This window comes from Arthrobacter crusticola, assembly GCF_004357995.1.
GTDB lineage: Bacteria > Actinomycetota > Actinomycetes > Actinomycetales > Micrococcaceae > Arthrobacter_D > Arthrobacter_D crusticola.
In genome coordinates this window covers 741,805-766,870 of the sequence record NZ_SMTK01000003.1, presented here as the reverse complement: position 1 = coordinate 766,870, position 25,066 = coordinate 741,805, and the positions used below count along the sequence as shown (strand labels likewise).

The window sequence follows — 25,066 nt, the reverse complement described above, 5'->3', positions numbered from 1 at the left end:
TCTTATCGACGCCGCGGAAACATTCACAGGTCTCGCGCCTGCCCGCGCGGAACGGCCCATTCATCGCTGGTTCGATAAGAAGGCTGTAGTTAAAATGAAATACCCCCAGTTCAGTAGCCACATAACCTATGCGCCCGTAGGTTAGTCATATGGATTCCGATAAGCGCCGCGCGGCCACCTACCTGCGCATCTCCCAGGACCGCGAAAACACACGTCTCGGCGTGGACAGGCACCGTGAGGACGCCGAAGCGCTCATCGCGGCCCGACGGTGGACACCCGTCGGTGTTTATGAGGACAATGACATCTCCGGCAAGGGACACAAGAAGCGGCCGGCCTTTGAAAGGCTCCTCAAGGACATCGAAGCGGGCCTTATTGACGTCGTCGTCGCTCAGGAGTGGCCCCGCCTCGAACGCAACCGTGCAGACGGTGTGCGGATCATCGAGGCCGCGCAACGTCACCACGTCCTGCTGACTTTCGCTAAGGGATCGGACATTGATTGCACGACAGCGGCCGGCCGCCTGTCGGCCGACATGTTCTCGGCGATCGCCCGAAACGAGATCGAAGTCAAGGCGGAACGGCAGTCACGGGCACAACGCCAACGCGCCGAGCAAGGGAGACCTCCGAAGGGAGTCCGTCCCCTTGGCTACACCGGCAAAGGCGACGTCATTGAGCACGAGGCGGAAGCCGTCAGGAAGATCTATGCCGCGTTCTCCTCGGGAGCATCGCTTCGGGCAATCGCCGCAGCTTTGTCCGGAGGCGAGGGAAAGGATCTTCCTGACATCCCGACTCTTCCCCGGCACAACCGGACCCTGATGATCGAGCGCAATGCAGGTCGCACCGAAGATGGCCTCGAACCACGGCCTGTTCCAGACGACGGTCCCTGGGTACCGTCGACCGTCTGGAGTAGGGCGTGAAGTACTCTCCACCGCCTTTGCCTTCCTGCGCTGCGAAGTTGGAAAGGAAGTCCTCGTAGATGAAGCCGAAAGCATCGCCTTCAAGCTGGGTGGGCAGCGGCGCGAAGAGCCGCAGCAGCTCGATCAGGGTCGAGCGTTCCAGCTTCTGGTAACCGCGCGGCAGGATGTCCTTGAGTTCGGGGTTGACCTTCTCGATGGCCTTGATCGCCTCGTCGGTGGCCTTGCCGACGTCATCCCCTTCGGGCAGGTCAACAAGACTCGACAACCGTGCCTCGTCGGGGACATAGAGCACGGACTTCGCCTTATAGTCCGCGATCGTCGCAGGGTTCCGAGCGCTGGCCTTCGCCTCGACTTCGTCACGAACAGCCTCGAACCTGTTCTCGGCGTAGGCGAGGAACACTAACCCGAGCACCGGGTCGCGGTACTGGCCCGGCGTAAGTTTCGAGTTGGCTCGCAGCTCATCGGCGGCCGCCCAGAGGGTAGCCCGCACACGGGCAAGATCGGAGGTCTTCACAACTAGAGGATATCGGCGGAGGCCAGCAGATCCGGCACGTACTCCGCTACTGGGACGTGTCGCCGGCCAAGACCGCTAGTCGAACGCACAATTCCCGAGCTCGATCCTTTGATCATGCGAGCCGGATAATTGAGGCTTACCGAGACATTCAGAACAGCACAAACGCTTCGGCGCCAAATACTAGCCACGGACGTCGCTGGACATCCACCCGTCGAACGCCAGCATCAGATCCTCTAGTCCTTCCGCCTTCGCCCCCTGTGCAGCAGAGAGCATTCCGTAACGAGTCCACCACGGCCTCTCACTAAAGGCTGTGCGATAGCCCCCCCCGCAGACGGAGCGCATTCATGCCGCCGGTTCTGCGTCTGCGCCCTCGTTCGTGACCGCAGGCTCTTCGTCGGACTTTTCCGCCGGCGTCCGCGCACTTTTCATCATCTCGATGACCGGCCATGCCACCAGCCGCAGACAGAACCACCACATGTAGAGCGCCGAGTAGCTCCACGCGGAGCGGTCGTCGAGAAGGCCGTGCGCGATGTCATTGCGCAGGTTCGGGCCACCTTGGACAACGAGCATTGCCTTCATCTCCAGGACTATTCCCGGACCGAAAATCTCCTCGGTTTCGGTCATTTCGAGAAGCGCGTTCAAACTCTTCTCGCTCTCCACACCGTGCTCATCGACGGACAGTGTGTAGACGTTGTGCCGCCTCAACATGAGTCGTACGACCTGTTCCAGTTGAGGCACCAGGACAGAGACTGCGGCACCGTAGTTGCCGCTTAGGCCGAGAGCCAACCCGTCGCCCCATAACGTCTCGTGTCCCTCGGGCACCGTCGGCGACTCAACGCACAGCGACACCATGTACTGCCGACTGAAGCGGTGCTCGGTCGTAAGAACCTCCTGCGCGGGTTGGATCATACCCGTTCCGAGCAGCTGAGAGTGGAAGAACACTCGACGGACCATTTCGGCCCAAACCGCATTCTCGTCGCCCTGGCCCGTTGATCCCGGACGCGCGGCGATCTTCCGAAAGTCCGAAGAGAACGTCGAGGACCCGAAGATGTGACTAATGGACCCCTCCAGCAACTTGGCGGCGTTCTCGCGCGTACTAGATTCATCCAAGGGCGATGCGAGCATTGCGAAGGCAGCGAGCGCATCAAACTTGTCCGCATGACCCGAAACTTGCGACCGCGAGTAGGACACGGCCTCAGTCAGGTCGACCGGGTCCGACTCAATTCGCATCATCTGTTCCATTGACAGCTCCCGGCTCTCACGTAGCCGAGCGCGAAGGTCGTCGATGAGCTCATCGAGACCGTTCTTAAGCCGATAGGAGCGCGGGAGAGTTCGCAGGACCGCGATGGCCTTCTCCAGGAAGTGGCCCTCGACCAGCACACCCCCCTTCGGGTCTGCTTGGATGCGGGCGTCCGCCTCTGCAATGTATGTCCGAGCAACGCGTTCAGTCGCAGCGTTCGCCACCGTCGCATGTGACCCGCCCAGCCAAGCCAGCGCCTCACGTTCCAGATGACGTGACAGCCGAGGGTTGACCGACAAAGCCTGGGCCGCAACAGCGAACAGCGCCTCATACACCTCAGCGCGCGCGTCCTTCTCGACCCGGCCATGCTGGCGTAATGTCTCTGCGAACCGCACGGTCTTAAAGTTGTCCCTCGCCTGGCCAGCCAAGACTTGAGCCTTCAACGCGTCCGACATCTCCCGCACACGGGCGTGACCGTCCGCGCCGCGCCGCATCGCAAGTGCGAACGCACGAACCCACGCGTCCCTCCCGACGCTGAACCACACCTCCTCCGTCAGCGGCGCAGCCCGGTAAGCGTCAATGGCCCGGTCCAGCATCGCTACGTCAGACCGGTCACCGTAAACCCACGCGACATCCGCAACCCGAGCCCGCAGATCATCGCGCTCGACCAGTGGAGCAATACGCGCCAGCAAAGCCACCTGGTCCGCATTCAAGTCCGCTGGCACGGCCGTCCGTTTCCCACCGACCTGCATCGCGGGTGTAAAGGGCTCCAGCCAATCATCAGCGTTTAGCATCGCAGAGGAGACCATCGCAAGCACCTGAAGCACCTGCTTCTGCAACCCCGTGACTGCAGAGTCCGCCGCGGCTCGCTCGAGGTACACCGATAACAATTCTGGCGGCTCGTACGGCTCATTCTGCGACGCCGCCGTCAGCACATCCTCCCACCATGACGGCTCAATATCGTCACTGACCGGTGCCATTACCGCTCGTCCCCCCTAATGCTGCTGAAGTTGGGTCCTACTACTTCTTCCCTTGTGCGGCAGAGGTTATTCCGTGCCGGAACTCCACCACGTCGCCGTCGGCCATGACGTATTCCTTGCCTTCAATCCGCACCTTGCCCTTGGCCTTCGCCTCGGCCATCGACCGGGCGGCCATGAGGTCCTCGAAGTGGACGACCTCGGCCTTGATGAATCCGCGCTGGAAGTCGGAGTGGATCACACCGGCAGCCTCGGGGGCCGTCGCACCCTTCTTGATGGTCCAGGCGCGCGTTTCCTTCGGACCGGCAGTGAGGTAGGTCTGGAGGCCGAGGGTGTGGAAGCCGACGCGGGCCAGCTGGTCCAGCCCAGACTCTTCCTGGCCGTTCATCTCGAGCATTTCGCGGGCCTCGGCCTCGTCGAGCTCAACCAGGTCGGCCTCGAGCTTGGCGTCAAGGAAGATTGAGTCCGCGGGGGCGACGAGGGCACGCAGCTCCTCCTGGCGCTCCGGGCTGCCGAGGACGGCGTCATCGACATTGAAGACGTAGATGAAGGGCTTGGCCGTGAGCAGGCTCAGCTCGCGCAGGTGCTCCATCTCGAGCTTGTCGCTCTTGATCGAGGCGAAGATCGTGTCACCGCGCTCCAGCACCACCTGCGCTGCCTGCATGGCGGCCAGCTGCGCTGCTTCGCGCTTCTTGATCTTGACTTCCTTCTCGACGCGCGGGATCGCCTTCTCAAGAGTCTGCAGGTCGGCCAGGATCAGCTCGGTGTTGATGGTCTCCATATCGGAGCGGGGGTCGACCTTTCCGTCTACGTGGACGACGTCGGGGTCGTCGAAGACCCGGATGACCTGGGCGATGGCCTCGGCCTCGCGGATGTTCGCCAGGAACTGGTTGCCCAGCCCCTCCCCCTCGGAGGCGCCCTTGACGATGCCGGCGATGTCGACGAACGAGACGGTCGCCGGGAGGATCTGCTTGGATCCGAAGACCTCGGCGAGCTGCGCCAGGCGCGGGTCGGGCAGGTTGACCACTCCGACATTCGGCTCGATCGTTGCGAACGGGTAGTTCGCCGCCAGCACGTTGTTGCGGGTCAGCGCATTGAAAAGGGTTGATTTGCCGACGTTGGGCAGTCCGACGATGCCAATAGTTAGAGCCACGGGAGTACAGTCTACCGGCCCGCACGGACCGCGCCGCCGGGGTGCCTTCCCGAAAATGTCGGCGCATCCTGCCACAGTGATTTCATGGACGGTTTCACGCTTGTGCTCGTAATCCTCGCTTTTGTTCTCGGCTGCATCGCGGGCGCGACCCTTCTTGCCGCGCGCGGACGCGGGCAGGCGGACCAGCTCCGCGAGGAACTCGACGACGCCGTAAACCGGCTGGGCAGTGCAACGGCGGCGCTGGCGGCGGCAACGGCGGAGAAGGACCTGCTGGCGTCTCAGAACCGTTCCCTCTCTGCACGGTCGGCCGACGAGACGAACGTGCTGCGGGCGCTGGCGCCCGTGGCGGAGAAGCTGACCCAGGTCCAGCGCCAGGTTGGCCTGCTGGAACGGGACCGCGTCGAGCAGTACGGGCAACTGGCCCAGCAGCTGCAGGAGGCGCGCGACGCCGACGCCCGGCTGCTCTCGACGACCCATTCCCTCGCGGCGGCCCTGCGCAGCAACAGCGCCCGCGGCCAGTGGGGCGAGGTGCAGCTGCGCCGGGTGGTCGAGGCTGCCGGGATGCTGGCCCGCGTTGACTTTGTCGAGCAGGCCACGCTGGCCCGTGCCGAGGTAGCGGAAACGACCTCCTCCGGTGGTGCCGGGTCGACGTCGAGGCCCGACATGGTGGTCCAGCTCCCCGGCAACAAGCAGCTGGTCATTGACGCGAAGGTGCCCCTGAGCGCATTCCTCCAGGCGCAGGAACTCGACGAGGACGGAACAGAGGGGGCAGGCCGGGAGGCCGAAAGGACCGTCCTGCTCCAGCAGCATGCCAAGGCCCTGCGCGCCCATATCGACACCCTGGCCAGGAAGAAATACTGGGAGGGTACGAACAACTCCCCCGAACTCGTGATCTGCTTCATCCCGGTGGAATCGATCCTGGCCTCCGCCCTTCGGGCCGACCCGGGGCTGCTCGACTACGCGTTCAGCCGCAATGTGGCGCTGGCTTCCCCCGTCTCGCTCCTGGCGATCCTCAAGAGCGCGGCGTTCAGCTGGCGCCAGGAGGTCCTGACGGACAATGCCCGTGAGCTGTTTGAGCTGTCACGCCAGCTCTACGAGCGGCTGGGCACCATGGGCGGCCACGTGGCCAAGCTCGGATCGTCCCTCAAGGCATCGGTGGAGAAATACAACTCGTTCGTCGGCACCCTCGAAACCCGCGTGCTTCCGACGGCACGGCGCGTCGGCGCGTTCGATGCCGCCTCGCTCGATGCCGTCCCTGCCGGGGCCGGTCCAGAGAAAAGCGCCTTCTCCGGCATCCAGGCCGTCGAGGCCACGCCTCGGCTGCTGGGTGCCCCTGAACTTCTCGACGGTGCCGAAGACTCTACGGCCGAGGCCGGCAGCGCGGTAGAACACGGCTGGGCCCGGGGCGGTGCGGGAATCAGCAGGGTGGGTGTCAGGGGTGACGGTCAGGACCTTCTCGACCGCGCCGCACCCGAAGCCGCCGAAGCTCCTGAGGGTCCCGTGGAACGCAGCGCCTAGCCGCGCGCGGCGCCCGTGACGGTGACACCGGTCGGGGACATCGTTCGGGCTGCGCGCCCGGCGGCCGGCCGGGCGAAGCGGCTAGTTCGAGGGCCCCGGTTCGCGGCGGCCGCCCCGTCCCTGCGAGGAATCGCCCATCGCCTTCAGAGCTGAGCGGATCTCCTTCGGCAGGGAGAAGATGATGTCCTCCTGGGCCGTGACAACTTCCTCCACCTCGCCGTAGCCGTACTCGGCGAGCAGCCGCAGTACGTCCTGGACCAGGTTCTCGGGGACCGAGGCGCCCGAGGAAACGCCGACCGTCCGGACCCCTTCGAACCAGGACTCATCGACCTGGTTGGCGAAGTCCACGCGGTGCGCGGCCTTCGCTCCGTACTCGAGGGCGACCTCGACCAGCCGGACCGAGTTCGAGGAATTGGCGGAGCCGACGACAATCACCAGATCCGAGGTCGGGGCAATCTTCTTGATCGCCGCCTGCCGGTTGGAGGTGGCATAGCAGATGTCATCGCTGGGAGGATCCTGCAGGGTCGGGAACCGCTCCTTGAGCAGGTTCACCGTGTGCATGGTCTCGTCAACGCTCAGGGTGGTTTGGGAAAGCCAGATCAGCCGCTCGGGATCCCGGACCTGGACCTTGTCGACGTCCTCGGGGCCGTTGACGATCTGGATGTGTTCAGGGGCCTCGCCGGCGGTCCCCTCGACCTCCTCGTGGCCTTCGTGGCCGATCAGGAGGATATCGAAGTCGTCGCGGGCGAAGCGCTGCGCCTCGCGGTGGACCTTGGTGACCAGCGGGCACGTGGCGTCGATGGTCCGCAGACCCCGGTCTTCAGCGGACTGCACTACGGCAGGAGAGACTCCGTGGGCGGAGAAGACGAGCAGCGCGCCCTCGGGGACCTCGTCGGTCTCCTCAACGAAGATGGCGCCCTTCGCCTCGAGGGTTGAGACCACGTGGAGGTTGTGGACGATCTGCTTGCGGACGTAGACCGGCGGGCCGTAGTGTTCGAGCGCCTTCTCCACGGCAATGACCGCACGGTCTACGCCGGCGCAGTAGCCGCGCGGCGCCGCGAGCAGCACCTGACGCCTGCCCTCGACCGGAGCGGCGGCCTGCACGTCTTCGGGAGAGCGGCGCCGACGGGGCACCATGGGCATGGGGACCTGAACTGCTGTGCTGGTCATGGTTCAATGCTAGCGGTTTCCTCAGACAACCGGCCCACCAGGGCCTGGGGTGTGGTCTACCGCATACTCCGCCGCTCAAAGGTGAACCGCAGGACCACCCCGACGGCCATCACCACGGCCCCGCCGGCGATGACGGGCAGGCTGGCTTCGGCGAAATCGGCTGAAACCCTGCCGGCGAAGCCACGGACGAAAATCCGGGCGACGGCGCTGGACCCGGCAGTTCCGGCCGCGGCGTCCGGAATTAGTCCCGCCCCCAGCCAGCCAAGGACCCCCAGGCCCGCGCCGCCGGCTCCAAGCAGAGCGAGGGCCGTTGAGCGCTTCCGGGCGAGAGCCAGGGCGAGCACCGCGCAGGTCCCGGCGCCCCAGGCCAACGCAGGCCAGAGCTGGGCGATCCTGCTCACCAGGCTCACCACGCCGCCGCGCTCGAGCCGGCCGACCTCGACCGTCGTGTTCTGGGGTACCGGCACGTTGATGCCCAGCCCGGTCCCGACCTGTTGGGAGAGCAGCCCGGCCAGGGGCTTCAGATCGAGGGACACCACGGCCGGGTTCTGCGCGCCAGGGTCCGACGGCGCTCGAGAGAGGGTCAGGCGGTGGGAGATGCGCAGGGTCTCCTCCCAGGCCCGAGGGTACCCCGACATGCGGGTCACCGAGGAGGCTGCGTTCTCAATGGCAGGGCGCACCAGGTTCTGCAGGGGCCCCGGCAGCCCGGCGCCCCTCGACACCTCCCCGGCTAGCGCCCCGGTCAGGGCCTGCTGGAATTCGGTGTCCTTGGCAAGGGGCCCGGCCAGGTCCACAAAACCCTGCTGGTCCACGAGGCGGCTCTCGGTCCAGGCCGCGGACAGGGCCGCTCCGGTAAGCGCCAGCGCGGCGAGGGCAAAGATGGCAGAGGCCAGCGTGCGCATAGGGTCCTAGGGGTCGGTTGGGTGCGTGAGGATCAGGGTATGCCCTTTCAGGGCCGGAAGGCACCGATCGGTTGCGCCCGAGCTGCCCGGGACGGGCCCTCTCTCCCATCCGGCACCCCGGCTCGGCGCTGTCGTGGGAAGCTGGTAGACATAAGTCCGTGGACAGGACGGGCCCCGCTGCCGAATCGGACGGGCCGCAGCCGCAGCGTCGGCACCCAGACAGCAAGATGAGGAGCAGCGCGCCGATGACCACCGAAGGCACCGTGCCGAACGGGAGCCGCACCGCGGCGGCCGTTGAACCGGGAACCCGCTCGACCCTGCCGGCCACGGCCGGGGAGACCTCGGCGGCCACCCCGTGGCCCCTGCATGTCCTGTCGGAGAAGCTCAAGGCCCACATCGAGCGCGCCCCGGCCGCCTGGGTCGAGGGCCAGGTGATCGAGTTCAACCGTCGCAACGGGCTGTCCTTCCTCACCCTCCGGGACGTCGACACCGAAGTGTCGCTCTCGGTCACGGTCTTCAGCAGCGTCCTGGACCGGCTCGCCCTGCCCCTTGAACAAGGCACCCGCGTGGTCGCCCAGCTGAAGGCCGACTTCTGGGTCAAGACGGGACGGCTGTCCATGCAGGCCCGGGACATCCGCCCGGTCGGGCTCGGGGACCTGCTGGCCCGCATCGAGCGCCTGCGGCGGCTGCTGAGCGCCGAGGGCCTCTTCTCGGCCCAGCGCAAGCGGCGGCTTCCCCTGCTCCCGCACCGCATTGGCCTCATCACCGGCCGCGGCTCCGACGCCATGAAGGACGTGATGCGCAATGCCGCGCTGCGCTGGCCTGCCGTGGACTTCGAGGTGCGCGAGGTTGCCGTCCAAGGCCCGGGCTGCGTCCCCCAGGTGACCGCGGCGCTGGCGGAGCTCGACGCCCTGGCCGACGTCGACGTGATCATCATCGCCCGCGGCGGCGGCTCGCTCGAGGACCTCCTGCCGTTCAGCAGCGAGGAGATGGTCCGCGCGGTGGCCGCGGCGCACACCCCGGTCGTGAGCGCCATCGGGCACGAGGCTGACCGGCCGCTGGTGGACGAGGTAGCCGACCTGCGCGCCTCCACCCCCACCGACGCCGCCAAACGGGTGGTCCCCGACGTCGCCGAGGAGCTGAACCGGATCAGCCAGGCCCGGGCAGCACTCACCCGGTCCCTGGGGCAGCTCCTGGCGAGGGAAACCGAGCGGCTCAACCAGCTGCGGTCCCGGCCCTCCCTGGCCCGGCCGGAGGGGATGATCGACGTGCGCGAAGCCGACGTCGAACGGCTGCGCAACCGCGCGCACCTTTCGGTGGATTCCGCAGTCACCCGCCACGCCGACGGAGTGCGGCACCTGCGCGCCCAGGTGCGCGCCCTCTCACCGCAGAACACCCTCGACCGCGGCTACGCCGTCGTGCAGCGCGGGGACGGGAGCGTGGTGCTGGAGGCGGCGGCCGTGCCGGCAGGCACCGACCTTTCGATCAAGGTGGCGGTCGGGCGGATGTCCGCCCGTGCCACCGGGACCCTGCCCGATCCGACCTCAGGGGGCTCCCCCGGGGAGGCATCCTCCACCCGCTCGACGGCGGCACCGGAAAGCCCGGAGTCGTCAGGAAAGGAAAACCGATGACCCAGCCGGCCGAAACCGCACCCGGAGACATCTCCTCCCTGTCGTACGAGCAGGCACGGGAGGAACTGGTGAACGTCGTGTCCAGGCTCGAGGCCGGCGGCGTCAGCCTCGAGGAGTCGCTCGCGCTGTGGGAGCGCGGGGAGGCGCTGGCGGACCGCTGCGAGGACTGGCTCGAAGGGGCCAAGAAGCGCCTCGCCGCCGCACGGGACCGGGCCGAGAACGGCACCCGGCCCTCCGCCTAGGACGCGGCCAGGCGCTGCCTGTCGGCCTCGACGGCGAAGTGCGCCTCCGGCCGGCCCAGGCGCACGTCCGCCAGGACAGCGGCGAGCAGCTGAGCGTCGCCTTGCGTTGGCGTTACTGCTTGTACGACCCCAGGAATTCGGCGAGCCGCCCCACGGCGTCTTCGATGACCTCGACGCTGGGCAGGGTGACCATCCGGAAATGATCCGGGTTGATCCAGTTGAACGCCCGTCCGTGCGAGATCAGGATCTTCTGCTGCTTGAGCAGGTCAAGGGCGAATCTCTCGTCATCCCGGATTGGGTACACCTCCGGGTCGAGGCGCGGGAAGAGGTAGAGTGCGCCGGCCGCGGGCTCGCAGCTCACCCCCGGAATGGCGTTGAGCAGTTCGGTGGCCTTGTCGCGCTGCGCCTTGAGCCGCCCACCGGGCAGGATCAGGTCGTTGATGCTCTGGTAGCCGCCGAGCGCCGTCTGAATGGCGTGCTGCGCCGGCACATTGGCGCACAGGCGCATATTGGCCAGCAGGTTGATGCCCTCGATGTAGTCCTCGGCGTCCTCCTTCGGGCCGGAGATGGCCATCCAGCCGCTGCGGAACCCGGCGATGCGGTAGGCCTTGGAGAGCCCGCTGAAGGTCAGGCACAGCACGTCGTCGCCGGTCACCGAGGCCGCGTTCACGTGCACGGCGTCGTCGTAAAGGATCTTCTCGTAGATCTCGTCTGCGAAGATGATCAGGTTGTACTCGCGGGCCAGCGCCACCACGCCCTCGATCACGTGCCGCGGGTAGACCGCGCCGGTGGGATTGTTCGGGTTGATCAGCACGATCCCCTTGGTGGCGGGGCTGATCTTGGCGGCCATGTCCTCGAGGTCGGGCCACCAGTGGTTGTCCTCGTCGCAGAGGTAGTGCACCGCGGTGCCGCCGGCCAGGCTCGCCGACGCCGTCCACAGCGGATAGTCGGGGGTGGGCACGAGGATCTCGTCGCCGTTGTTGAGCAGGGCCTGGAGGGAGAGGGTGATCAGCTCGCTGACCCCGTTGCCCAGATACACGTCGTCGATGTCGATGTTCTGAATGCCGCGGCCCTGGTAGTACTGCACGACGGCGGTCCGGGCCGAGAAGATTCCCCGGGAGTCGCTGTACCCCTGGGACTTGGGCAGGTTGCGGATCATGTCCACGAGGATCGCGTCGGGGGCTTCGAAGCCGAACGGCGCGGGATTGCCGATATTCAGTTTCAGAATTCGGTGGCCCTGGGCCTCCATGATCTTCGCGTGCTCAAGCAGCGGCCCCCTGATGTCGTAGAGCACATTGTGGAGCTTGTCTGACTGCCTGTACTTTGCCATTCGTTCAGGATGCCACAGCAGGGGCCCGGTACGCAGAATTGCCGCGTAGCGGGCCCCCGAAGAAGCGCCGGACGGGTTCAGGAGCCTCCGAGGCCCTTCTCTTCGAGCCAGCCCGCCGCCGCATCGGACGGGTTGCGCTTCTCATCCCCGCTGACCTGGCGGTTGAGGTTGATCAGGTCCTCGGTGGTCAGCTCCGCCGAGACCTCATTGAGGACCGCCCGGGCGTCCTCTCCGACGGCGCCCATGTTCACCACCGGGAGGACCTGCTGGGCAAGCCAGTTGTTCTTGGGATCCTCGAGCACCACCAGGTCGTTGTCCACGATGGACGGCGTGGTGGTGAAGATATCGGCCACCTGGATGTCGTCGTTCAACAGCGCCTCCACCGTGATGGCCCCGCCGCCGTCGTTGATGGCTTCGAAGCCTGCAGGCTCGCAGCCGTATTTCTCCTTGAGCCCGGGCAACCCGTAAGGGCGCTCCCTGAACGTGCCGGGCGCGCCGATGGTCAGCTCCCCGCACACCTCGGCCATGTCGGCGATCGACGTCAAACCGTACTTCTCGGCCGTCTCCCTCGTGACGACCATGGCGTCCCTGTTCTCGGCCTCGGAGGCCTCGAGAATGCCAAGGTCGGCCTCCGGGAACTTCGTCTTCAGGGCATCGGGCAGGGCCTCGACGATCTCCTCCGGTGCCACGGCGGTCGACTGGGGGTCCGAGAACAGCAGCAGATTGCCGCTGTAGTCGGGGACGACCTGGACCGAGCCCTCCGCGACGGCCGCCAGGTAGATTTCCCGCGAGCCGATGTTCAGCTTCGTGCTTGCGTCGATGCCCTCGGCGTTCAGGGCGCCGGCATAGATTTCAGCGATGATCTGGCTCTCGGGGAAATCGGCCGACCCCACGACGATGGAGCCGCCGGCCCCACCGCCACCTGGTCCGGCGGCGGGGTCGCTGTTTCCACCGCAGGCCGTCACCGCCAGCAGGCCCGTCAGGGCCAGCCCCGCCAGGGTGATTTGTCCGGTGTGCCGGGCTGAAAAATTTTTCATGGTGTTCCTCCTCATGCCTTGGCTGGAGCCGGAATGGCTAGGCACCGCCAAGGCCCTTTTCGGCGAGCCAGTCCTCCGCTGCGTCGGCGGGGTTGCGCTTCTCTTCCCCGCTGACCTCGCGGTTCAGGTTGAGCAGGTCCTCGGTGGTCAGCTGGGACGACACCTCGTTGAGCACGTCCCGGGCCTCCTCATTCACGGTGTCGAGGTTGACCAGTGGAACCACCTGCTGGGCGATGAACAGGTTTTCGGGGTCCTCAAGGACCACGAGGTTGTTGTCGGTGATCGACGGGGTCGTGGTGTAGATATTCACGACCTCGACCTCACCACTCAAAAGTGCTTCCAGCGTGACGGCCCCGCCGCCGTCATTGATCCCTTGGAAGGCCTTCGGGACGCAGCCGTATCGCTCCTTGAGCCCGGGCAGGCCGTAGGCGCGCTCCTGGAAGGTGCTGCCCGAGGCGATGGTGAACTGATCACACACCTTCCCCAGGTCCACCAGCGATTCCAGCCCGTACTTTTCGGCGGTCTCCGGGGTGACCACCATCGAGTCCTTGTTCTCGGCCTCGGCCGGCTCAAGCACGCCCAGGTTCACGTCCCCGGATCTCTCCTTGAGGGCCGCCGGCAGGGCCTCGATGATCTCCTCGGCCGATTCCTCCTCCGCCTCGGGGTTGACGAACAGCAGGAGGTTGCCGCTGTACTCGGGCACGATGTCGACCGAGCCCTCCTCCACGGCACCGTAGTAGATTTCCCGGGACCCGATGTTCAGCTTCGTGTCCGCGTCGATTCCCTCGGCCTTCAGAGCGCCGGCATAGATTTCGGCGATGATCTGGCTCTCGGGGAAGTCGGCCGAACCGACGACGACGGATCCGCCGCCACCGGTTTCTTGCGGCTCCGCCGCCGGATCGTCGTTCGCACCGCAGGCAGTCAACGCCAGCAGGCCCGTGAGGGCCAGTCCCAGCAGGCCGCGCCCTCCGGGGCGGCGCGCTGACAGGTGGTTCATGGTCTTCCTCCCGGTCCGCCGGCGGCGGCTTACCGCCGGCCAGGTTCCTTCGGTGTTACCGGCCCACTGACTGCCCGCCGTTCCCACCGGCGGGCGGACCGTTGACCGGCGTCATGAGGTGGTCCACGGCGATGCCGAACACGCCGTAGACCACCGCCCCTTCGGCAGGGACCGGTACTGCGCCCCTGCCGAAGGTGCTGCCCGCCGAGGAGACCGGTTGCCCGGGCCCTAGCCGGCGAGGCCCTTTTCCTCCAGCCAGTCCGCTGCCGCGTCTGCCGGATTGCGCTTCTCATCGCCGCTGACCTGGCGGTTGAGGTCAATGAGGTCCTCGGTGGTCAGCTGGGACGACACCTCGTTGAGCACGTCCTGGGCGTCCTCGTTCACGGTGTCGAGGTTGACCAGCGGAAGAACCTGCTGGGCGATAAACAGGTTCTCGGGGTCCTCGAGGACCACGAGGTCATTGTCCTCGATCGACGGGGTCGTGGTGTAGATGTCAACCACCTGCACGTCGTCATTGAGGAGCGCCTCCAGGGTGACGGCCCCGCCACCGTCGTTGATCGACTCGAAGCCTCCCGGCTCGCAGCCGTACTTTTCCTTGAGGCCGGGCAGGCCGTAGGAGCGCTCCTGGAAGGTGCTGGGGGCGCCGATGGTGAGCTCACCGCAGACCTCCGCCATGTCCGTGATGGACTTCAGTCCGTATTCCTCGGCGGTGGCCGGAGTCACCACCATCGCGTCCTTGTTTTCGGCCTCGGACGGCTCGAGGATTCCGAGATTGACGTCCGCCGACTTTGCCTTGAGCGCATCCGGCAGGGCCTCTGCGATGTCCTCGGGGGACGCCGCCGCCGCCTCGGGGTCGACAAACAGGAGGAGGTTGCCGCTGTAATCGGGCACGATGTCGACCGAGCCCTCCTCAACGGCGCTGTAGTAGATCTCCCGTGAACCGATGTTCAGCTTCGTGCTCGCATCGATTCCCTCGGCCTTCAGAGCGCCGGCGTAGATTTCGGCGATGATCTGGCTCTCGGGGAAATCAGCCGACCCAATGACAACGGAACCGCCGCCGCCCGAGGTTTCCTTCGGCTCGGCCGCCGGATCGCTGTTCGCTCCGCAGGCAGTCAACGCCAGCAGGCCCGTGAGGGCGAGCCCCGTCAAAGCGCGCCGTCCGGCGCGGTGTACTGACAGGTTCGTCATGTTGTTCCTCCTTGTGCACTGGCGACGGCCTTCTGCCGGCCAGAATCCTGTGTCCGCACCGGTGCGCGGCCTGCCCGCAGTCCCGGTGAAACGGCAAATTTTTGGACCAGCGCCATGAGGAGGTCAACGGCGATCGCGACAACGCCGATGACCACCGCACCTCCGAAGAGGCGCCCGTAGTCACGCAGCTGGGTGCCCTCGACGAGGAACACGCCCAGCCCGCCGAGGTTGATGTAGGCGACGACGGCGACGGTCGCCACGACCTGCAGCACTGCAGCCCGCACCCCGCCCAGGATGACGGGCAGCCCGTTGGGCACCTCGACCCGGAAGAGGATCTGCGCCTCGCTCATGCCCATGGCCCGGGCGGCGTCGACGGTGTCCCGGTTCACCGAGGCGATGCCGGCGTAGACGCCGCTGAGCACGGGCGGAACCGCCAGGAGCACCAGCGCCCAGATCGGCGGAAGCAGGCCAAGCCCGGCCAGCAGCACGAACAGGAAGACCATGCCGAGGGTCGGCAGCGCCCGCAGGATCCCGATCCCCGAGACGATGACGACCCGACCCTTGCCGGTGTGGCCCACATACAGTCCGATGGGAACGGCGACCGCCAGTGCGATGAGCATGGTGAGACCGGTGTAGCCCAGGTGCTCGAGAATCCGCATAGGGATCCCCCGCTCCCCCGACCAGTTTTCGGGGGCAACCAGCCACTGGCCCATCTGGGCGAAAAGGTTGTCGCTTGTGTAATCCATCAGGCACCCACCCGGTACGCTTCGACCGCGACGGTTTCGGGGGTGCTCCCCTTCGCCGGGGCCTGCCGGCGCCACGGGGTGACGAGCCGCTCCAAAGCGACCAGCACCAGGTCCATGACCAAGGCCAGCACCAGCGTGATGAGGATGCCGACGGCGATCTCCGTGGGGAAGGACCGGAAGAGCCCGTCAGTGAACAGGGTCCCGAGGCTCGAGACGCCGATCAGCGCCCCCACGCTCACCAGCGAGATGTTCGTCACGGAGATGACCCGCAGCCCGGCGAAGAGCACCGGGATCGACAGGGGAAAGTCAACTGTGAGGAAGCGCCGCACCGGGGTGAAGCCCATGGCGACGGCGGCCTGGCGTACGCCGTCGTCAATGGATTCAAGGGCATCGAGGGTGGAGCGGACCAGCAGGGCCACCGCGTAGATGGTCAGCGCGACGATGACATTGACCGGGCTGATGATGCTCGTACCCAGGAGCAGGGGCAGGAAGACGAACATCGCGAGCGACGGAATCGTGTAAAGGATCGAGGACAGCGTCAGGATCACCGCGCCGACGGTCCGGTTCAACCGGGCCAGCTGGGCCAGCGGCACGGCAAGAACCACGGCGAGGACCAGCGGCACCACGGACTGGATCAGGTGCTGGCCGGTGAGGCCGGCAATGAAGTCGATGTTCGCAAGGAACCATTCCATCCCCTAGACCGCCGTGTTGTAGTTGGCGCGGCCGCGGCTGACCCGCGCGTCCTCGATGAGCTCGAGGATTTCGCCGGCCCGGACCGACCCCACGACGCGCCCTTCGTCATCGACGGCCACGCCCAGGCCGGAGGGCGCCGACAGCGCCGCGTCCAGGGCCCGCCGCAGGGTGTCCCCGCGCCGGTACAGGGACCCGCCGGGGACGAGGTCCCCCGCACTCCGGATGGCGGAGCGCCGGTTCTGCGGCACCCACCCCTGGGGGCGTCCGCCGGCGTCGACGGCGAGGGTCCACGGGGAGGTGACGGCGGCGTCCGGATCACCGAGCCGGTCGACCTCGATGGTTTGAATGGAGTGGATGCGCACGCCCTCGCCCTCCTGGAAGGAGAGGTGGCGGAATCCGCGGTCGCGCCCGACGAAGCCGGCCACGAAGTCGCTGGCCGGCGCCCGCAGGATCTCCTCGGGGGTCGCGTACTGGGCGAGCACTCCGCCGATGTTCAGGACGGCGACCTTGTCGCCGAGGATCGTCGCCTCGTCGATGTCATGGGTGACGAAGACGATGGTCTTGGCCATGTCCCGCTGCAGGCGCAGGAGTTCCTCCTGGAGTTCCTGGCGCACCACCGGGTCCACGGCGCTGAACGGTTCATCCATCAGCAGGATCGGCGGGTCGGCGGCGAGCGCCCGGGCGACTCCGACCCGCTGCTGCTGGCCGCCGGAGAGCTGCGCAGGGTAGCGCCGGCCCAGATCCGGGGCGAGCCCGACGACTTCGAGCAGTTCGGAGGCGCGGGTCCGCGCGTCTTTCCGCGGCACGCCGTTGAGCCGGGGCACGGTGGCGATGTTGTCCAGGACGGTGCGGTGCGGCATCAGGCCGGAGGACTGCATGACGTAGCCCATGGAACGCCGCAGGTCGGAGGCCTTGCGGTCTGCGATGTCCTCCCCGTCAACCAGCACGGCCCCGGAGGTCGGCTCCACCATGCGGTTGATCATGCGCATGGTGGTGGTCTTGCCGCAGCCGGAAGGGCCAACGAGGACAGTAATGGCTCCGCGGTCAATGTCCAGGCTGAGGTTGTTCACCGCTGTCTGGCCGCCGGGATATGTCTTGGTCACCCCACGCAGTTCGATCATCGGCCTGCGGGCCGCGCCCCCCATGCTGCGCGATGAGGTCTCGGTTGTCATTGGAGCCTTGCCTTTCGTGGCAGGAGCCTGCCGGCTGACCGGCCCGTCACCACCGGACTGGGTCTGGTCAATCGGTTCGAATTAGAAGTCTAGCGAGGGGTTCGCGGCAATCAAGGTTCCGTATTGCCCAATCTCCCCGAATGTGAAGGCCATCACATCTATGTGACGCGGGGCACCGGCGAAGCGCAGGCAGCGGAGGGGCTGCCTACCGGGGGCTTCCGGCGGTCCGGCCGTGCCCGGAGGGACGGCGGCGCGCCGCGTCCTGGCGCCGGTGCAGGGCCGTGAGCTCGGTGGCCATCCGCTGGTAGCTGGCGAACCGACGTAGGTCGAGCGATCCGTCCGCGAGGGCCGCCGCGACGGCGCACCCTGGTTCGCCGTCGTGGGTGCAGTCCCGAAACCGGCACCCGAAGGCCAGATCGGTGATGTCGCCGAACTCGGCGTCAAGCCCCTCGTCGGCGTCCCAGAGGGCGAATCCGCGGAGCCCCGGCGTGTCGATCAGCACCACACCGTCCCCCAGCGGAATCAGGGTGCGTGCCGTGGTGGTGTGCCTGCCCCTTCCGTCCCCGGCCCGCACCCGGCCCGTGTCCTGCACCTGCTCGCCCACCAGGGCGTTGACCAGAGAGGATTTTCCAGCCCCCGACGGGCCGATCAGCACGCAGGTCTCACCGGGCCGGAGGCTGGCGGCGAGGGCCTCGCAGCCGTCGCCGGTCAGGGCGGAGGTGGTGATCACCTCGGCGGTTCCGGCCTGCTGCACGGTGGCGCCCACCACGGCGTCGTGCACACCGGTGAGATCCGCCTTGGTCAGGACCACCAGGGGCCGCGCCCCTGAATCCCTGGCGGCCACGAGGGTGCGCTCCAGCCGGTTCGTTGACAGGGGCCGGTCAATAGGCACCGCGATCAGCGCCACCTCCACGTTGGCCGCGACGACCTGGGCCTGTGAGAGGGGCTCGTGGGCCTTCTTGCGCTGCAGGACACCGGTGCGGGGAAGTACCTGGTCCACCTGACCGGGGTTGCCGGTCAGTGCCACCCAGTCGCCGATGGCCGCGGCCGCGGTGACTGGAACGCTGACGAGCCCACCGGCTTCCGCCACGAGCAGCTGCCGGCGGTCAACGCGCACCACGCGGGCAGGCCGCAGCCCCTGCTGCTCCGTCACCTGCACGGACGCGGGCGCGGGGTCCACTGCCGGACGCGGGACGGGAAAGGGGGCGTGGAAGTGGGATTCGAAACGGCGGCACACCTCGTCGGAGTACCCGTAGTCCTCAAGCGTGGCCAACGATCCGGGCCTCCCCTCAGGCGGCCGGCCGGCTCCGGCCCTGCGCCGCCGGTGACTATGCTAATCCGCGGCCGGCTTGCTGGGAATAGAGCCGGAGCCCGACGTCGACCAGCTCCACCCGGCGCAGGGAGGCCACCTCGCCCAGTTCCACCCACGCGGCCTCGTCCGTCGAACCCGCGGCCTCGTGCGCGAGCGCTCCGGAGACCACGCGGGCCGCGTAGATGATGCGCAGGGCGTGCAGCGGGCGCGGCGTGCCGCTGAGGCGGCGCTCGGGAGGAACGAAGAAGCTGTCCACCCCGAGCAGGTTCCCCAGCTCGGCGTCGTACCCGGTCTCCTCCCGGATTTCACGGACGGCGGCCGCCGGGGCGTCCTCGCCGAACTCCAGGCCGCCTCCGGGCAGGGTCCAGCCCGAGGCGCCCTTCTCATTCCAATGGGCCAGCAGGATGCGGCTGCCGTCAACAATCACGCCGTAGGCTCCGACCCGGACATCCCAGGCCGGCGGTCCGGTTTCGACTTCGCTCATCGGAGCAGTCTAGAGCGGGGCCGCTTCGCCCGCCGCGGACCTGCCGCTGCGGGTCCGGCGGAGGAAGTCGACCCCGAGCACCGGGTCCTGGGTCAGGAACACCACGTCGGTGACACCGGCCGCCGCAAGCGGACGCCGGATTGCCTGCTGGAGCACCGGCTGGTGGACGGCGAGGCCGCCCCCGATGACCACGGGGCCGGGCACGCCGATGACCGACACGATGTCCGCGACCAGTCCGGCAAGGTCGGCGCCGGCCGTCTCGATGAGGGAACGGGCCACTTCGTCACCGGCGGCTGCGGCAGCAAAGACAACCGGCGACTGGGAGGCCCAGTGCCTGCGGCCCAGGTCGGAGTGGAACAAGCCGATGAGTTCGGTCGGGGAGGTCACCGAGTTCGCCTCGAGGATGCGCCGGCCGAGCTCGCCCGCATCCTGGGCGAGGTTGAAGCGGTGCAGCGTGCGGCGGATCGCCTCGCGGGTCAGCCAGTAGCCGCTTCCCTCATCGCCGAGCAGGTAACCCCAGCCCCCGGAGCGGGCCTCGCGCCCGTCGGCGGTGATTCCCCACGCGGCCGATCCGGTGCCGGCGATCACGGCGATGCCGGTGGCCGCCCCGCCCGCGGCCAGGATCAGGCGGGTGTCGTGGACGACGTCGATGTCCGCGCCCGGCGCGAAGGGCGCGATGAGTCCGCGCAGCCGGGCGGCGTCGTCCTCCGTGTCGATGCCTCCGGAGCCGGCGATAACCGTGCCGATCCGCCGGCCGCCAAGCTGGGCGAAGAGCTGCGCGAGGTTGTCGGAGGCCTCGGCGGCGCTGACGTTCTGCACGTTCGCACTGCCGGCCTTCGCCTCGGCTGCGACCACGGAGCCCCGCCAGAGGATTCCGTGGGTCTTCGAGCCGCCGATATCGAGTCCGACAAATTCCTCGGGGGCGCCGGCATCCGGCTCGTGGGGCTGCATACCGACCAGCCTACAAAACAAACCGGCCGGGGTGGCCCGGCACGGGGCCGCCTCGGGCTGCGGGGTTGCGCCGTTCGCCCGCCGGCAGGAGAGCCTGCCGTGCGGTGCCGTCCATCCGGCGCCAGCCGGTCGGGGTCAGCCGGTCGGGTCAGCCGGCGGGCCGCTCCTGGCCGGACCCGGCGGGCCGGCGCAGGGCGCCCACGAGGGCCACCGCGGCCAGGACGGTGCAGGCGCCGCCGACCACCGCGGCATAGCCCGCGACGGCGGGGTCGATGCCCCAGAAGGCGGCGGCGGCACCGAGGCCCAGGACCGGCACGGCGCTGCCGAGGTAGGTGATGACATAGAGGGTGCTGATGATCTGGGCGTGGAGTGCCGCCTCCACCTGCAGCGAGACCCGGTTGAAGACGACACGGAAGGCCATGCCCTGGCCCAGGCCTGCGGCGATGCAGCACCCGACCAGCAGGGGCAGGCTTCCCTGCGCACCGGCCACCGGGAGGAGGCCCACGCCTGCGGCCATGGCGGCCAGTCCGGCGGGCACCACTAACCGGCCGCGGAGGAAGAGCAGCTGGCTCACCGCCGACGCGCCGAGCACCAGCGCGGCCAGGACACCGATGACGGGCCGGGCGTCGGTCCCGGCCAGCGAGGCGATCCACGTGGGCGCGAGGCTCAGGGTGAACCCGAAGATGCTGAAGCTGAAGAAGCCGACGGCGGCGGCCATCCAAAAGGAGTTGCGGGCGGCACGCGAAACGGTGGGACGGCGCGGACGCAGGGCGGTGAGGGGGCGTGCGGCGGCTGCCGGCTGGATGGCCGGGCGGGCGCGGAGGACCAGGAGCGGCAGGAGCAGCACCGTCAGCACCGCCGTATAGACGAGGAACGGTGTCCGGGTGGGATCCGGCAGCAGGGACAGCGCCCCGCCGATCACCGGACCGGCCGCCACTCCCCCGGCGGAGGCGAGCAGCGTGAAGCGCGAGGCCCACTCGGGGCGGTGCGGCAGCAGGTCGCGCAGCGCGGCCGAGCTGGCGCCGGTGGCAAGGGCGACCGCAGCCCCCTGCAGGGACCGCCCCAGGACCAGTCCGCCCAGCGAGGACGCGCCGGCGAAGACCGCGGCTCCCAGCAGCCCGACCAGGACCGCGAGGACGAGGGCCGCCCGCCGGCCGATGTGGTCGGACCAGTGGCCGACCAGCAGCAGCCCGGCCACCAGCGTGAGGACGTAGGCGGAGAACGCCATCGTGACGTCGAAGGAGGTGAGGCCCAGGTTCGCGGAGATCAGCGGATAGAGCGGGGTGGCGAGGTTGGCGCCGATCAGCAGGGTGGAGATGACGGTGACCGCCAGGACCAGCCGCGCAGCGAGCGAGGCGTCCCAGCTCCAGCGCGCCGCGGCGGATGGCTGCTGCATGCGCAGCTCGCGCAGGACACTCATGTACTTCCCGTTCCTTTTCCCAAACCCGTGCGGCACCCGGTGGCGCGGCAGTCTCCACAATGGGCTATCTTGAAACTTTAGAGACAGTCCGGCCGGGCAAGTTGAGCAAAAGCCGCAACACGGACGGCCCAAGTTGATGGGAAGTGAGCTTCGTGAGCAAACTTGATGCCCTGGACCTGCGGCTGTTGCTTGAACTGGTCCGGGACCCGCGGGCGCAGATCAGCGACCTCAGCGAAACCCTCGGCATTGCCCGCAATACGGCGCAGAGCCGGATCCGGCGGCTCCTGCGGGCCGGCACCCTGCGGGCCAGCGGGCGCGAGCTTGACCTCGAGGCCCTTGGCTACGATGTGGTGGCCTTCGTGACCATTGAGGTGTCCCACCGCGAACTCGACGGGGTCATTGCGGCGCTGCGCAAGCTCAGCCAGGTCCTTGAGGTCCACGAAATCTCCGGCCGCGGCGACGTCTGGTGCAGGGTCGCGGCCACGGACACCCACCACCTCCAGTCGGGTCTCCGCTCAATCCTGCGAATCAAGGGCGTCATCCGCACCGAGACGGTGCTGGCCCTGCACGAGCACATCCCCTACCGGACCGAGCCGCTCCTGCAGAGGCTCACCGACGCGTCCGGCGGCGCCTGAGCCCCGTCGGGCCACCGGCGGTGCGGCCGCGGCCGCACCGTACCCATCCCCTGCGGACCCACCCGCCGGGTTGACCGCCCCGAGACCACCACGATCTCCACATCCACTCCGACCTCCGCAACCGCTACCACCTCCCCATCCACTACCACCTTCGAAGGAACCAATGAGCCTGCCATCCTCCGACACGGCCGTCAGCTACCCCGCCGGGGCCCTGACCTCGGAATCCACCGTCCTCCACGTCGAGGAGCGGGCCGACGGGTCCGTTGCCGTGCTGCTCGACGCGACGGCCTGCCACCCCGTCGACGCGGCGTGGCCCGACCAGGGTGCGGACCGGGCGGTCCTGGAGGTGGGCGGGTCCAGCCTGCCCATCACGGACTGCGTGGTCGGCGCCACGGACGGCAAGGAGCTGTTCCTCGGAGGGGATATCCCCGTGCGGAAGGGCACGGAGGGCTGGGCCTTCGTGGTGGCGCACCTGATTCAGGGACCGCCTCCCGCAGAAGGTGAGCGCGCTGTGGTGCGGGTGGACGGGGCGCACCGGCAGGCCCTCTCGGCCGGGCACACCGGGTGCCATCTCGCCTCGCTCGCGCTGAACCAGGCGCTGGCCGACCGGTGGAAGAAGGAGATCCCGGCCGACGCCCTCGGCACGGCGAACTTTGATGCGGTGGCGATCGAGACCTCCACGATCACCGAGTACGGCTCGGTGGACGTCTACCGGCTGGGACGCTCCCTGCGGCGCAAGGGCTTCATCATCGAGGGATTCGATCCGGCGTCGGCCGAAACCGCCTTGAACCAAACCCTCTCCGGATGGGTGGCATCAGGTGGGGCCATCCGGATCGCCCGCGATGGGGAGCGGCTCACGGACCGCCGGTACTGGGAGTGCGACCTGCCCGAGGGCTCCGTGCACATCCCCTGCGGCGGCACCCACCCCGAATCGCTCGCCGGATTATCCAGCGTGCGGGCGTCCCTCGCCTTGGAGGAGGTGGACGGCACGCCCGTGCTCACGATGACAACCTCGGTGCTGCCCAGGCCGTAGCCGCGTGCACGGACGGCGCGGACGGGCCGCCGGGCACGTACCAGCACGACGCCGGGCCGCCCAGAACCGGCCGCGGGAACGGTCAGGCGCGGCGGCGCTGGAGGACGTCGTCGAGGTTGAGGCGGGTCCCGGCCGGAGCCGGCGCCGCCGTTTCCTTCGGAGCCGCCTTGGCGGCCGAGTTCTTGATCGGGGTTCGGACGGTCGGCTTCGGCTCGGCGGGCAGTTCGAGCGGGGCAGGCGCGGACCGCTGCGCCTTTTCGGCTGCGACGTAGGTGGGCAGGGGCACCTCGACCGGCGCCCACGGGGCGGTGCCGGGCACCGGAGCCTGCGTCGCTGCCGCGGGTGCGTCGGCGTCCGGCGCGCCCGCTGCGGCGACGGCCAGGGCGGCCGCCTCGAGGTCGGCCGCGGTCAGGCGGGCCGCGGGTGCCTCACGGGTTCCAGCAGACGCCCCGGCGGCACCGGAGGCCGCCTCAATGCCACCGGCGGGCTTCTCGGCGTCGAACACCGCGGTCGGGCGGACCCGGGCGGGTTCGCCACCGGCTTCCGGTGCGGCGTTGCCCGGCAGGGCTGCGTCACCGGTCGAGGGCGGCGCCTGGTGGAGCGGGCGGGAGGACATGGCGGCGGCGAAGGCGGCATCCACTCGGGCCCGCCGGTCGCGTAGCGCCAGGGAGCGGAGCGTGGCGACGGCCCCGGCGACGACGAGGGCGGCGGCAACGGGCCACCAGAAGGACACGACGGAAACGATTGCGAGGACCAGCGTCACGAGGGCCGCCGGGAGTGCTGCGGCGCCGACCAGGGCCACCGTTGCCCGCCCGCGGCGGATCTTAAAGGCGGGCCGGGGGGCGGGAACGGCTGTCGAACCGGTCCGCCCTGTGGATTCGCCGGCGGCGGCGGCGGTGGCCGTTGTCTCCATGATGCTCCCCCGGGGAGGATGTTCCCCTGCAGTCGGTGTGGATGCCGCCGCCGGGGTCGGCACGGGGCCGCTCCGGCGGAGGAAAAACGGGACCACCCACACCAGCCAGAGACCGACGATTGCCGCCAGTACCACCGAGCTGTTTAGGGAGAAGTCCACGTTCTAAACGTAGGAGAAGCAGGGGCCTCTGCGGCGCATTCGGGGCGGGTGTGTCGGAGCCCACCGCGGCGTTCGATGAACTGGCCGCAGACCGTACCGGGCGCTGCCCTATCCACCGGCCCGCTGCCGGGCCAGCCACGGCTCAAGCAGCCCCTCCGGCACCTCCTCGACGGTGAGGGCGAAGCTTCGGTGATCGGCCCACTGTCCGGCGATATGGAGGTATCGGGGACGCAGTCCTTCGTCCCGGAAGCCCAGCTTCTCCACAACGCGCAGGCTGGCCCTGTTCTCGGGCCGGATGTTAATCTCCATCCGGTGCAGGCCCAGCGTGCTGAAGCAGTAATCGGTGGCGAGCGCGACCGCCGTCGGGGCGATCCCCCGGCCTGCCCGACGGGAATCGACCCAGTAGCCCAGGGTGGCCGTCATTGCTGATCCCCAGATGATGCTTGAGACCGTCAGCTGGCCAACCAGCGGCGCCCGGCCGCCCTCATCGGCGCGCTCGGTGATGACGAATGGAAGCCCCGTGCCTGCACGGGCCTGCCGCTTGAGCCCCCGGACCATCTCGTGGTAGTCCGGCAGGTAGCCTCCCGGATCCGGATTGGTCGCCTCCCAGGGCGCAAGCCAGGTGGCATTGCGCCGCCGCACGGCCGTCCACTCGCGCCGGTCCGCGTGTCGGATGGGCCTGAGGGTCAGATCCCCGCTGCTGAGGGAGACCGGCCAGCCGCGTTCCGTCCACAC

The 25,066-nt window shown here is 68.3% G+C and carries 23 protein-coding genes and 1 pseudogene; 6 read left to right on the top strand and 18 right to left on the bottom strand.

Translation table 11 applies throughout. The features are described from left to right. Positions 1–149: 149 nt before the first annotated feature. Positions 150–557, top strand: a pseudogene (locus E2F48_RS17785) (recombinase family protein); the annotation flags it as partial. 130 nt (positions 558–687) lie between these two features. On the opposite strand, the gene E2F48_RS11430 reads toward E2F48_RS17785, so the two are convergent. The 3 genes from E2F48_RS11430 to ychF form a co-directional block, all read right to left on the bottom strand. Continuing rightward, positions 688–1,428: a type I restriction-modification system subunit M N-terminal domain-containing protein gene (locus tag E2F48_RS11430; protein ID WP_221411667.1), complete on the bottom strand. Its 741-nt coding sequence runs from the start codon at positions 1,426–1,428 to the stop codon at positions 688–690. Positions 1,429–1,770: 342 nt separating this feature from the next. Continuing rightward, positions 1,771–3,648 (bottom strand): DUF4209 domain-containing protein, encoded by a 1,878-nt coding sequence (locus E2F48_RS11425; protein WP_133404058.1) that lies wholly within the window; start codon positions 3,646–3,648, stop codon positions 1,771–1,773. 40 nt (positions 3,649–3,688) lie between these two features. Further along, positions 3,689–4,798, bottom strand: coding sequence for a redox-regulated ATPase YchF (gene ychF, locus E2F48_RS11420; protein ID WP_133404057.1), 1,110 nt, complete (start codon positions 4,796–4,798; stop codon positions 3,689–3,691). A gap of 84 nt (positions 4,799–4,882) precedes the next feature. Here ychF and E2F48_RS11415 point away from each other — a divergent pair, with 84 nt between their 5' ends. Then, complete coding sequence (locus E2F48_RS11415; RefSeq protein ID WP_133404056.1) at positions 4,883–6,316, top strand: DNA recombination protein RmuC; 1,434 nt, start codon at positions 4,883–4,885, stop codon at positions 6,314–6,316. A gap of 81 nt (positions 6,317–6,397) precedes the next feature. Here the strand turns inward: E2F48_RS11415 and E2F48_RS11410 are convergent, their stop codons facing one another. Together E2F48_RS11410 and E2F48_RS11405 are read right to left on the bottom strand one after the other, a co-directional pair. Further along, positions 6,398–7,486 carry a 4-hydroxy-3-methylbut-2-enyl diphosphate reductase gene (locus E2F48_RS11410; RefSeq protein WP_133404055.1) on the bottom strand — a complete coding sequence of 363 codons (1,089 nt, stop codon included), beginning with the start codon at positions 7,484–7,486 and terminating at the stop codon, positions 6,398–6,400. Positions 7,487–7,542: 56 nt separating this feature from the next. Beyond that, positions 7,543–8,388 carry a hypothetical protein gene (locus E2F48_RS11405; protein ID WP_133404054.1) on the bottom strand — a complete coding sequence of 282 codons (846 nt, stop codon included), beginning with the start codon at positions 8,386–8,388 and terminating at the stop codon, positions 7,543–7,545. A gap of 245 nt (positions 8,389–8,633) precedes the next feature. Between E2F48_RS11405 and xseA the strand changes: the two genes are divergently transcribed. Both xseA and E2F48_RS11395 read left to right on the top strand, forming a co-directional pair. After that, entirely contained in the window at positions 8,634–10,019 is a 1,386-nt protein-coding gene (xseA, locus tag E2F48_RS11400; protein ID WP_133404053.1) for an exodeoxyribonuclease VII large subunit, read from the top strand. Beyond that, the gene (locus tag E2F48_RS11395; protein WP_133404052.1) at positions 10,016–10,261 is read left to right on the top strand and encodes an exodeoxyribonuclease VII small subunit; all 246 of its coding nucleotides are present in this window, start codon (positions 10,016–10,018) and stop codon (positions 10,259–10,261) included. Before xseA ends, E2F48_RS11395 begins: the two co-directional genes overlap by 4 nt. Positions 10,262–10,373: 112 nt before the next feature. Here E2F48_RS11395 and E2F48_RS11390 read toward each other — a convergent pair whose 3' ends face one another. The 11 genes from E2F48_RS11390 to E2F48_RS11340 all read right to left on the bottom strand — a co-directional run bounded on the left by E2F48_RS11390 (position 10,374) and on the right by E2F48_RS11340 (position 21,591). Then, a complete protein-coding gene (locus E2F48_RS11390) occupies positions 10,374–11,591 on the bottom strand; it encodes a pyridoxal phosphate-dependent aminotransferase (RefSeq protein ID WP_133404051.1) in 1,218 nt (405 codons plus the stop codon). Between the two features lie 77 nt (positions 11,592–11,668). Next, the gene (locus E2F48_RS11385) at positions 11,669–12,628 is read right to left on the bottom strand and encodes an ABC transporter substrate-binding protein (RefSeq protein ID WP_246018858.1); all 960 of its coding nucleotides are present in this window, start codon (positions 12,626–12,628) and stop codon (positions 11,669–11,671) included. 37 nt (positions 12,629–12,665) lie between these two features. Beyond that, positions 12,666–13,625 carry an ABC transporter substrate-binding protein gene (locus E2F48_RS11380; protein WP_133404049.1) on the bottom strand — a complete coding sequence of 320 codons (960 nt, stop codon included), beginning with the start codon at positions 13,623–13,625 and terminating at the stop codon, positions 12,666–12,668. Between the two features lie 228 nt (positions 13,626–13,853). Then, positions 13,854–14,813 carry an ABC transporter substrate-binding protein gene (locus E2F48_RS11375; protein WP_133404048.1) on the bottom strand — a complete coding sequence of 320 codons (960 nt, stop codon included), beginning with the start codon at positions 14,811–14,813 and terminating at the stop codon, positions 13,854–13,856. Further along, complete coding sequence (locus E2F48_RS11370) at positions 14,810–15,559, bottom strand: ABC transporter permease (protein WP_133404047.1); 750 nt, start codon at positions 15,557–15,559, stop codon at positions 14,810–14,812. The genes E2F48_RS11375 and E2F48_RS11370 overlap by 4 nt, the downstream gene beginning before the upstream one ends. Continuing rightward, positions 15,559–16,251 (bottom strand): ABC transporter permease, encoded by a 693-nt coding sequence (locus tag E2F48_RS11365; protein ID WP_133404046.1) that lies wholly within the window; start codon positions 16,249–16,251, stop codon positions 15,559–15,561. Before E2F48_RS11365 ends, E2F48_RS11370 begins: the two co-directional genes overlap by 1 nt. 3 nt (positions 16,252–16,254) lie before the next feature. Then, positions 16,255–17,373, bottom strand: coding sequence for an ABC transporter ATP-binding protein (locus tag E2F48_RS11360; protein WP_133404164.1), 1,119 nt, complete (start codon positions 17,371–17,373; stop codon positions 16,255–16,257). Between the two features lie 256 nt (positions 17,374–17,629). Then, positions 17,630–18,697 (bottom strand): ribosome small subunit-dependent GTPase A, encoded by a 1,068-nt coding sequence (rsgA, locus tag E2F48_RS11355; protein ID WP_133404045.1) that lies wholly within the window; start codon positions 18,695–18,697, stop codon positions 17,630–17,632. Positions 18,698–18,752: 55 nt separating this feature from the next. Further along, positions 18,753–19,220 carry an NUDIX hydrolase gene (locus E2F48_RS11350; protein ID WP_133404044.1) on the bottom strand — a complete coding sequence of 156 codons (468 nt, stop codon included), beginning with the start codon at positions 19,218–19,220 and terminating at the stop codon, positions 18,753–18,755. Between the two features lie 9 nt (positions 19,221–19,229). Then, a complete protein-coding gene (locus E2F48_RS11345; protein ID WP_133404043.1) occupies positions 19,230–20,171 on the bottom strand; it encodes an N-acetylglucosamine kinase in 942 nt (313 codons plus the stop codon). Between the two features lie 148 nt (positions 20,172–20,319). Next, positions 20,320–21,591 carry an MFS transporter gene (locus E2F48_RS11340; RefSeq protein ID WP_133404042.1) on the bottom strand — a complete coding sequence of 424 codons (1,272 nt, stop codon included), beginning with the start codon at positions 21,589–21,591 and terminating at the stop codon, positions 20,320–20,322. Positions 21,592–21,743: 152 nt separating this feature from the next. Between E2F48_RS11340 and E2F48_RS11335 the strand changes: the two genes are divergently transcribed. Both E2F48_RS11335 and E2F48_RS11330 read left to right on the top strand, forming a co-directional pair. After that, on the top strand, positions 21,744–22,226 hold the full coding sequence (locus tag E2F48_RS11335) for an Lrp/AsnC family transcriptional regulator (RefSeq protein WP_185149814.1): 483 nt from the start codon (positions 21,744–21,746) through the stop codon (positions 22,224–22,226). A gap of 163 nt (positions 22,227–22,389) precedes the next feature. Continuing rightward, positions 22,390–23,259, top strand: a complete 870-nt coding sequence (locus E2F48_RS11330) for an alanyl-tRNA editing protein (protein WP_133404040.1) — start codon at positions 22,390–22,392, stop codon at positions 23,257–23,259. Between the two features lie 82 nt (positions 23,260–23,341). Here the strand turns inward: E2F48_RS11330 and E2F48_RS11325 are convergent, their stop codons facing one another. Further along, positions 23,342–24,172 (bottom strand): hypothetical protein, encoded by an 831-nt coding sequence (locus E2F48_RS11325; protein WP_133404039.1) that lies wholly within the window; start codon positions 24,170–24,172, stop codon positions 23,342–23,344. A 267-nt stretch (positions 24,173–24,439) separates the two neighbouring features. Beyond that, the gene (locus tag E2F48_RS11320) at positions 24,440–25,066 is read right to left on the bottom strand and encodes a GNAT family N-acetyltransferase (RefSeq protein ID WP_133404038.1); all 627 of its coding nucleotides are present in this window, start codon (positions 25,064–25,066) and stop codon (positions 24,440–24,442) included.

Bases quoted from the DNA above. Each gene is read 5' to 3' on its own strand.
- E2F48_RS11425 (WP_133404058.1), bottom strand. From the start codon at position 3,648: ATGGCACCGGTCAGTGACGATATTGAGCCGTCATGGTGGGAGGATGTG.
- E2F48_RS11415 (WP_133404056.1), top strand. From the start codon at position 4,883: ATGGACGGTTTCACGCTTGTGCTCGTAATCCTCGCTTTTGTTCTCGGC.
- E2F48_RS11410 (WP_133404055.1), bottom strand. From the start codon at position 7,486: ATGACCAGCACAGCAGTTCAGGTCCCCATGCCCATGGTGCCCCGTCGG.
- E2F48_RS11405 (WP_133404054.1), bottom strand. From the start codon at position 8,388: ATGCGCACGCTGGCCTCTGCCATCTTTGCCCTCGCCGCGCTGGCGCTT.
- xseA (WP_133404053.1), top strand. From the start codon at position 8,634: ATGACCACCGAAGGCACCGTGCCGAACGGGAGCCGCACCGCGGCGGCC.
- E2F48_RS11395 (WP_133404052.1), top strand. From the start codon at position 10,016: ATGACCCAGCCGGCCGAAACCGCACCCGGAGACATCTCCTCCCTGTCG.
- E2F48_RS11390 (WP_133404051.1), bottom strand. From the start codon at position 11,591: ATGGCAAAGTACAGGCAGTCAGACAAGCTCCACAATGTGCTCTACGAC.
- E2F48_RS11385 (WP_246018858.1), bottom strand. From the start codon at position 12,628: ATGAAAAATTTTTCAGCCCGGCACACCGGACAAATCACCCTGGCGGGG.
- E2F48_RS11380 (WP_133404049.1), bottom strand. From the start codon at position 13,625: ATGAACCACCTGTCAGCGCGCCGCCCCGGAGGGCGCGGCCTGCTGGGA.
- E2F48_RS11375 (WP_133404048.1), bottom strand. From the start codon at position 14,813: ATGACGAACCTGTCAGTACACCGCGCCGGACGGCGCGCTTTGACGGGG.
- E2F48_RS11370 (WP_133404047.1), bottom strand. From the start codon at position 15,559: ATGGATTACACAAGCGACAACCTTTTCGCCCAGATGGGCCAGTGGCTG.
- E2F48_RS11365 (WP_133404046.1), bottom strand. From the start codon at position 16,251: ATGGAATGGTTCCTTGCGAACATCGACTTCATTGCCGGCCTCACCGGC.
- E2F48_RS11360 (WP_133404164.1), bottom strand. From the start codon at position 17,373: ATGATCGAACTGCGTGGGGTGACCAAGACATATCCCGGCGGCCAGACA.
- E2F48_RS11350 (WP_133404044.1), bottom strand. From the start codon at position 19,220: ATGAGCGAAGTCGAAACCGGACCGCCGGCCTGGGATGTCCGGGTCGGA.
- E2F48_RS11345 (WP_133404043.1), bottom strand. From the start codon at position 20,171: ATGCAGCCCCACGAGCCGGATGCCGGCGCCCCCGAGGAATTTGTCGGA.
- E2F48_RS11340 (WP_133404042.1), bottom strand. From the start codon at position 21,591: ATGAGTGTCCTGCGCGAGCTGCGCATGCAGCAGCCATCCGCCGCGGCG.
- E2F48_RS11330 (WP_133404040.1), top strand. From the start codon at position 22,390: ATGAGCCTGCCATCCTCCGACACGGCCGTCAGCTACCCCGCCGGGGCC.
- E2F48_RS11325 (WP_133404039.1), bottom strand. From the start codon at position 24,172: ATGGAGACAACGGCCACCGCCGCCGCCGCCGGCGAATCCACAGGGCGG.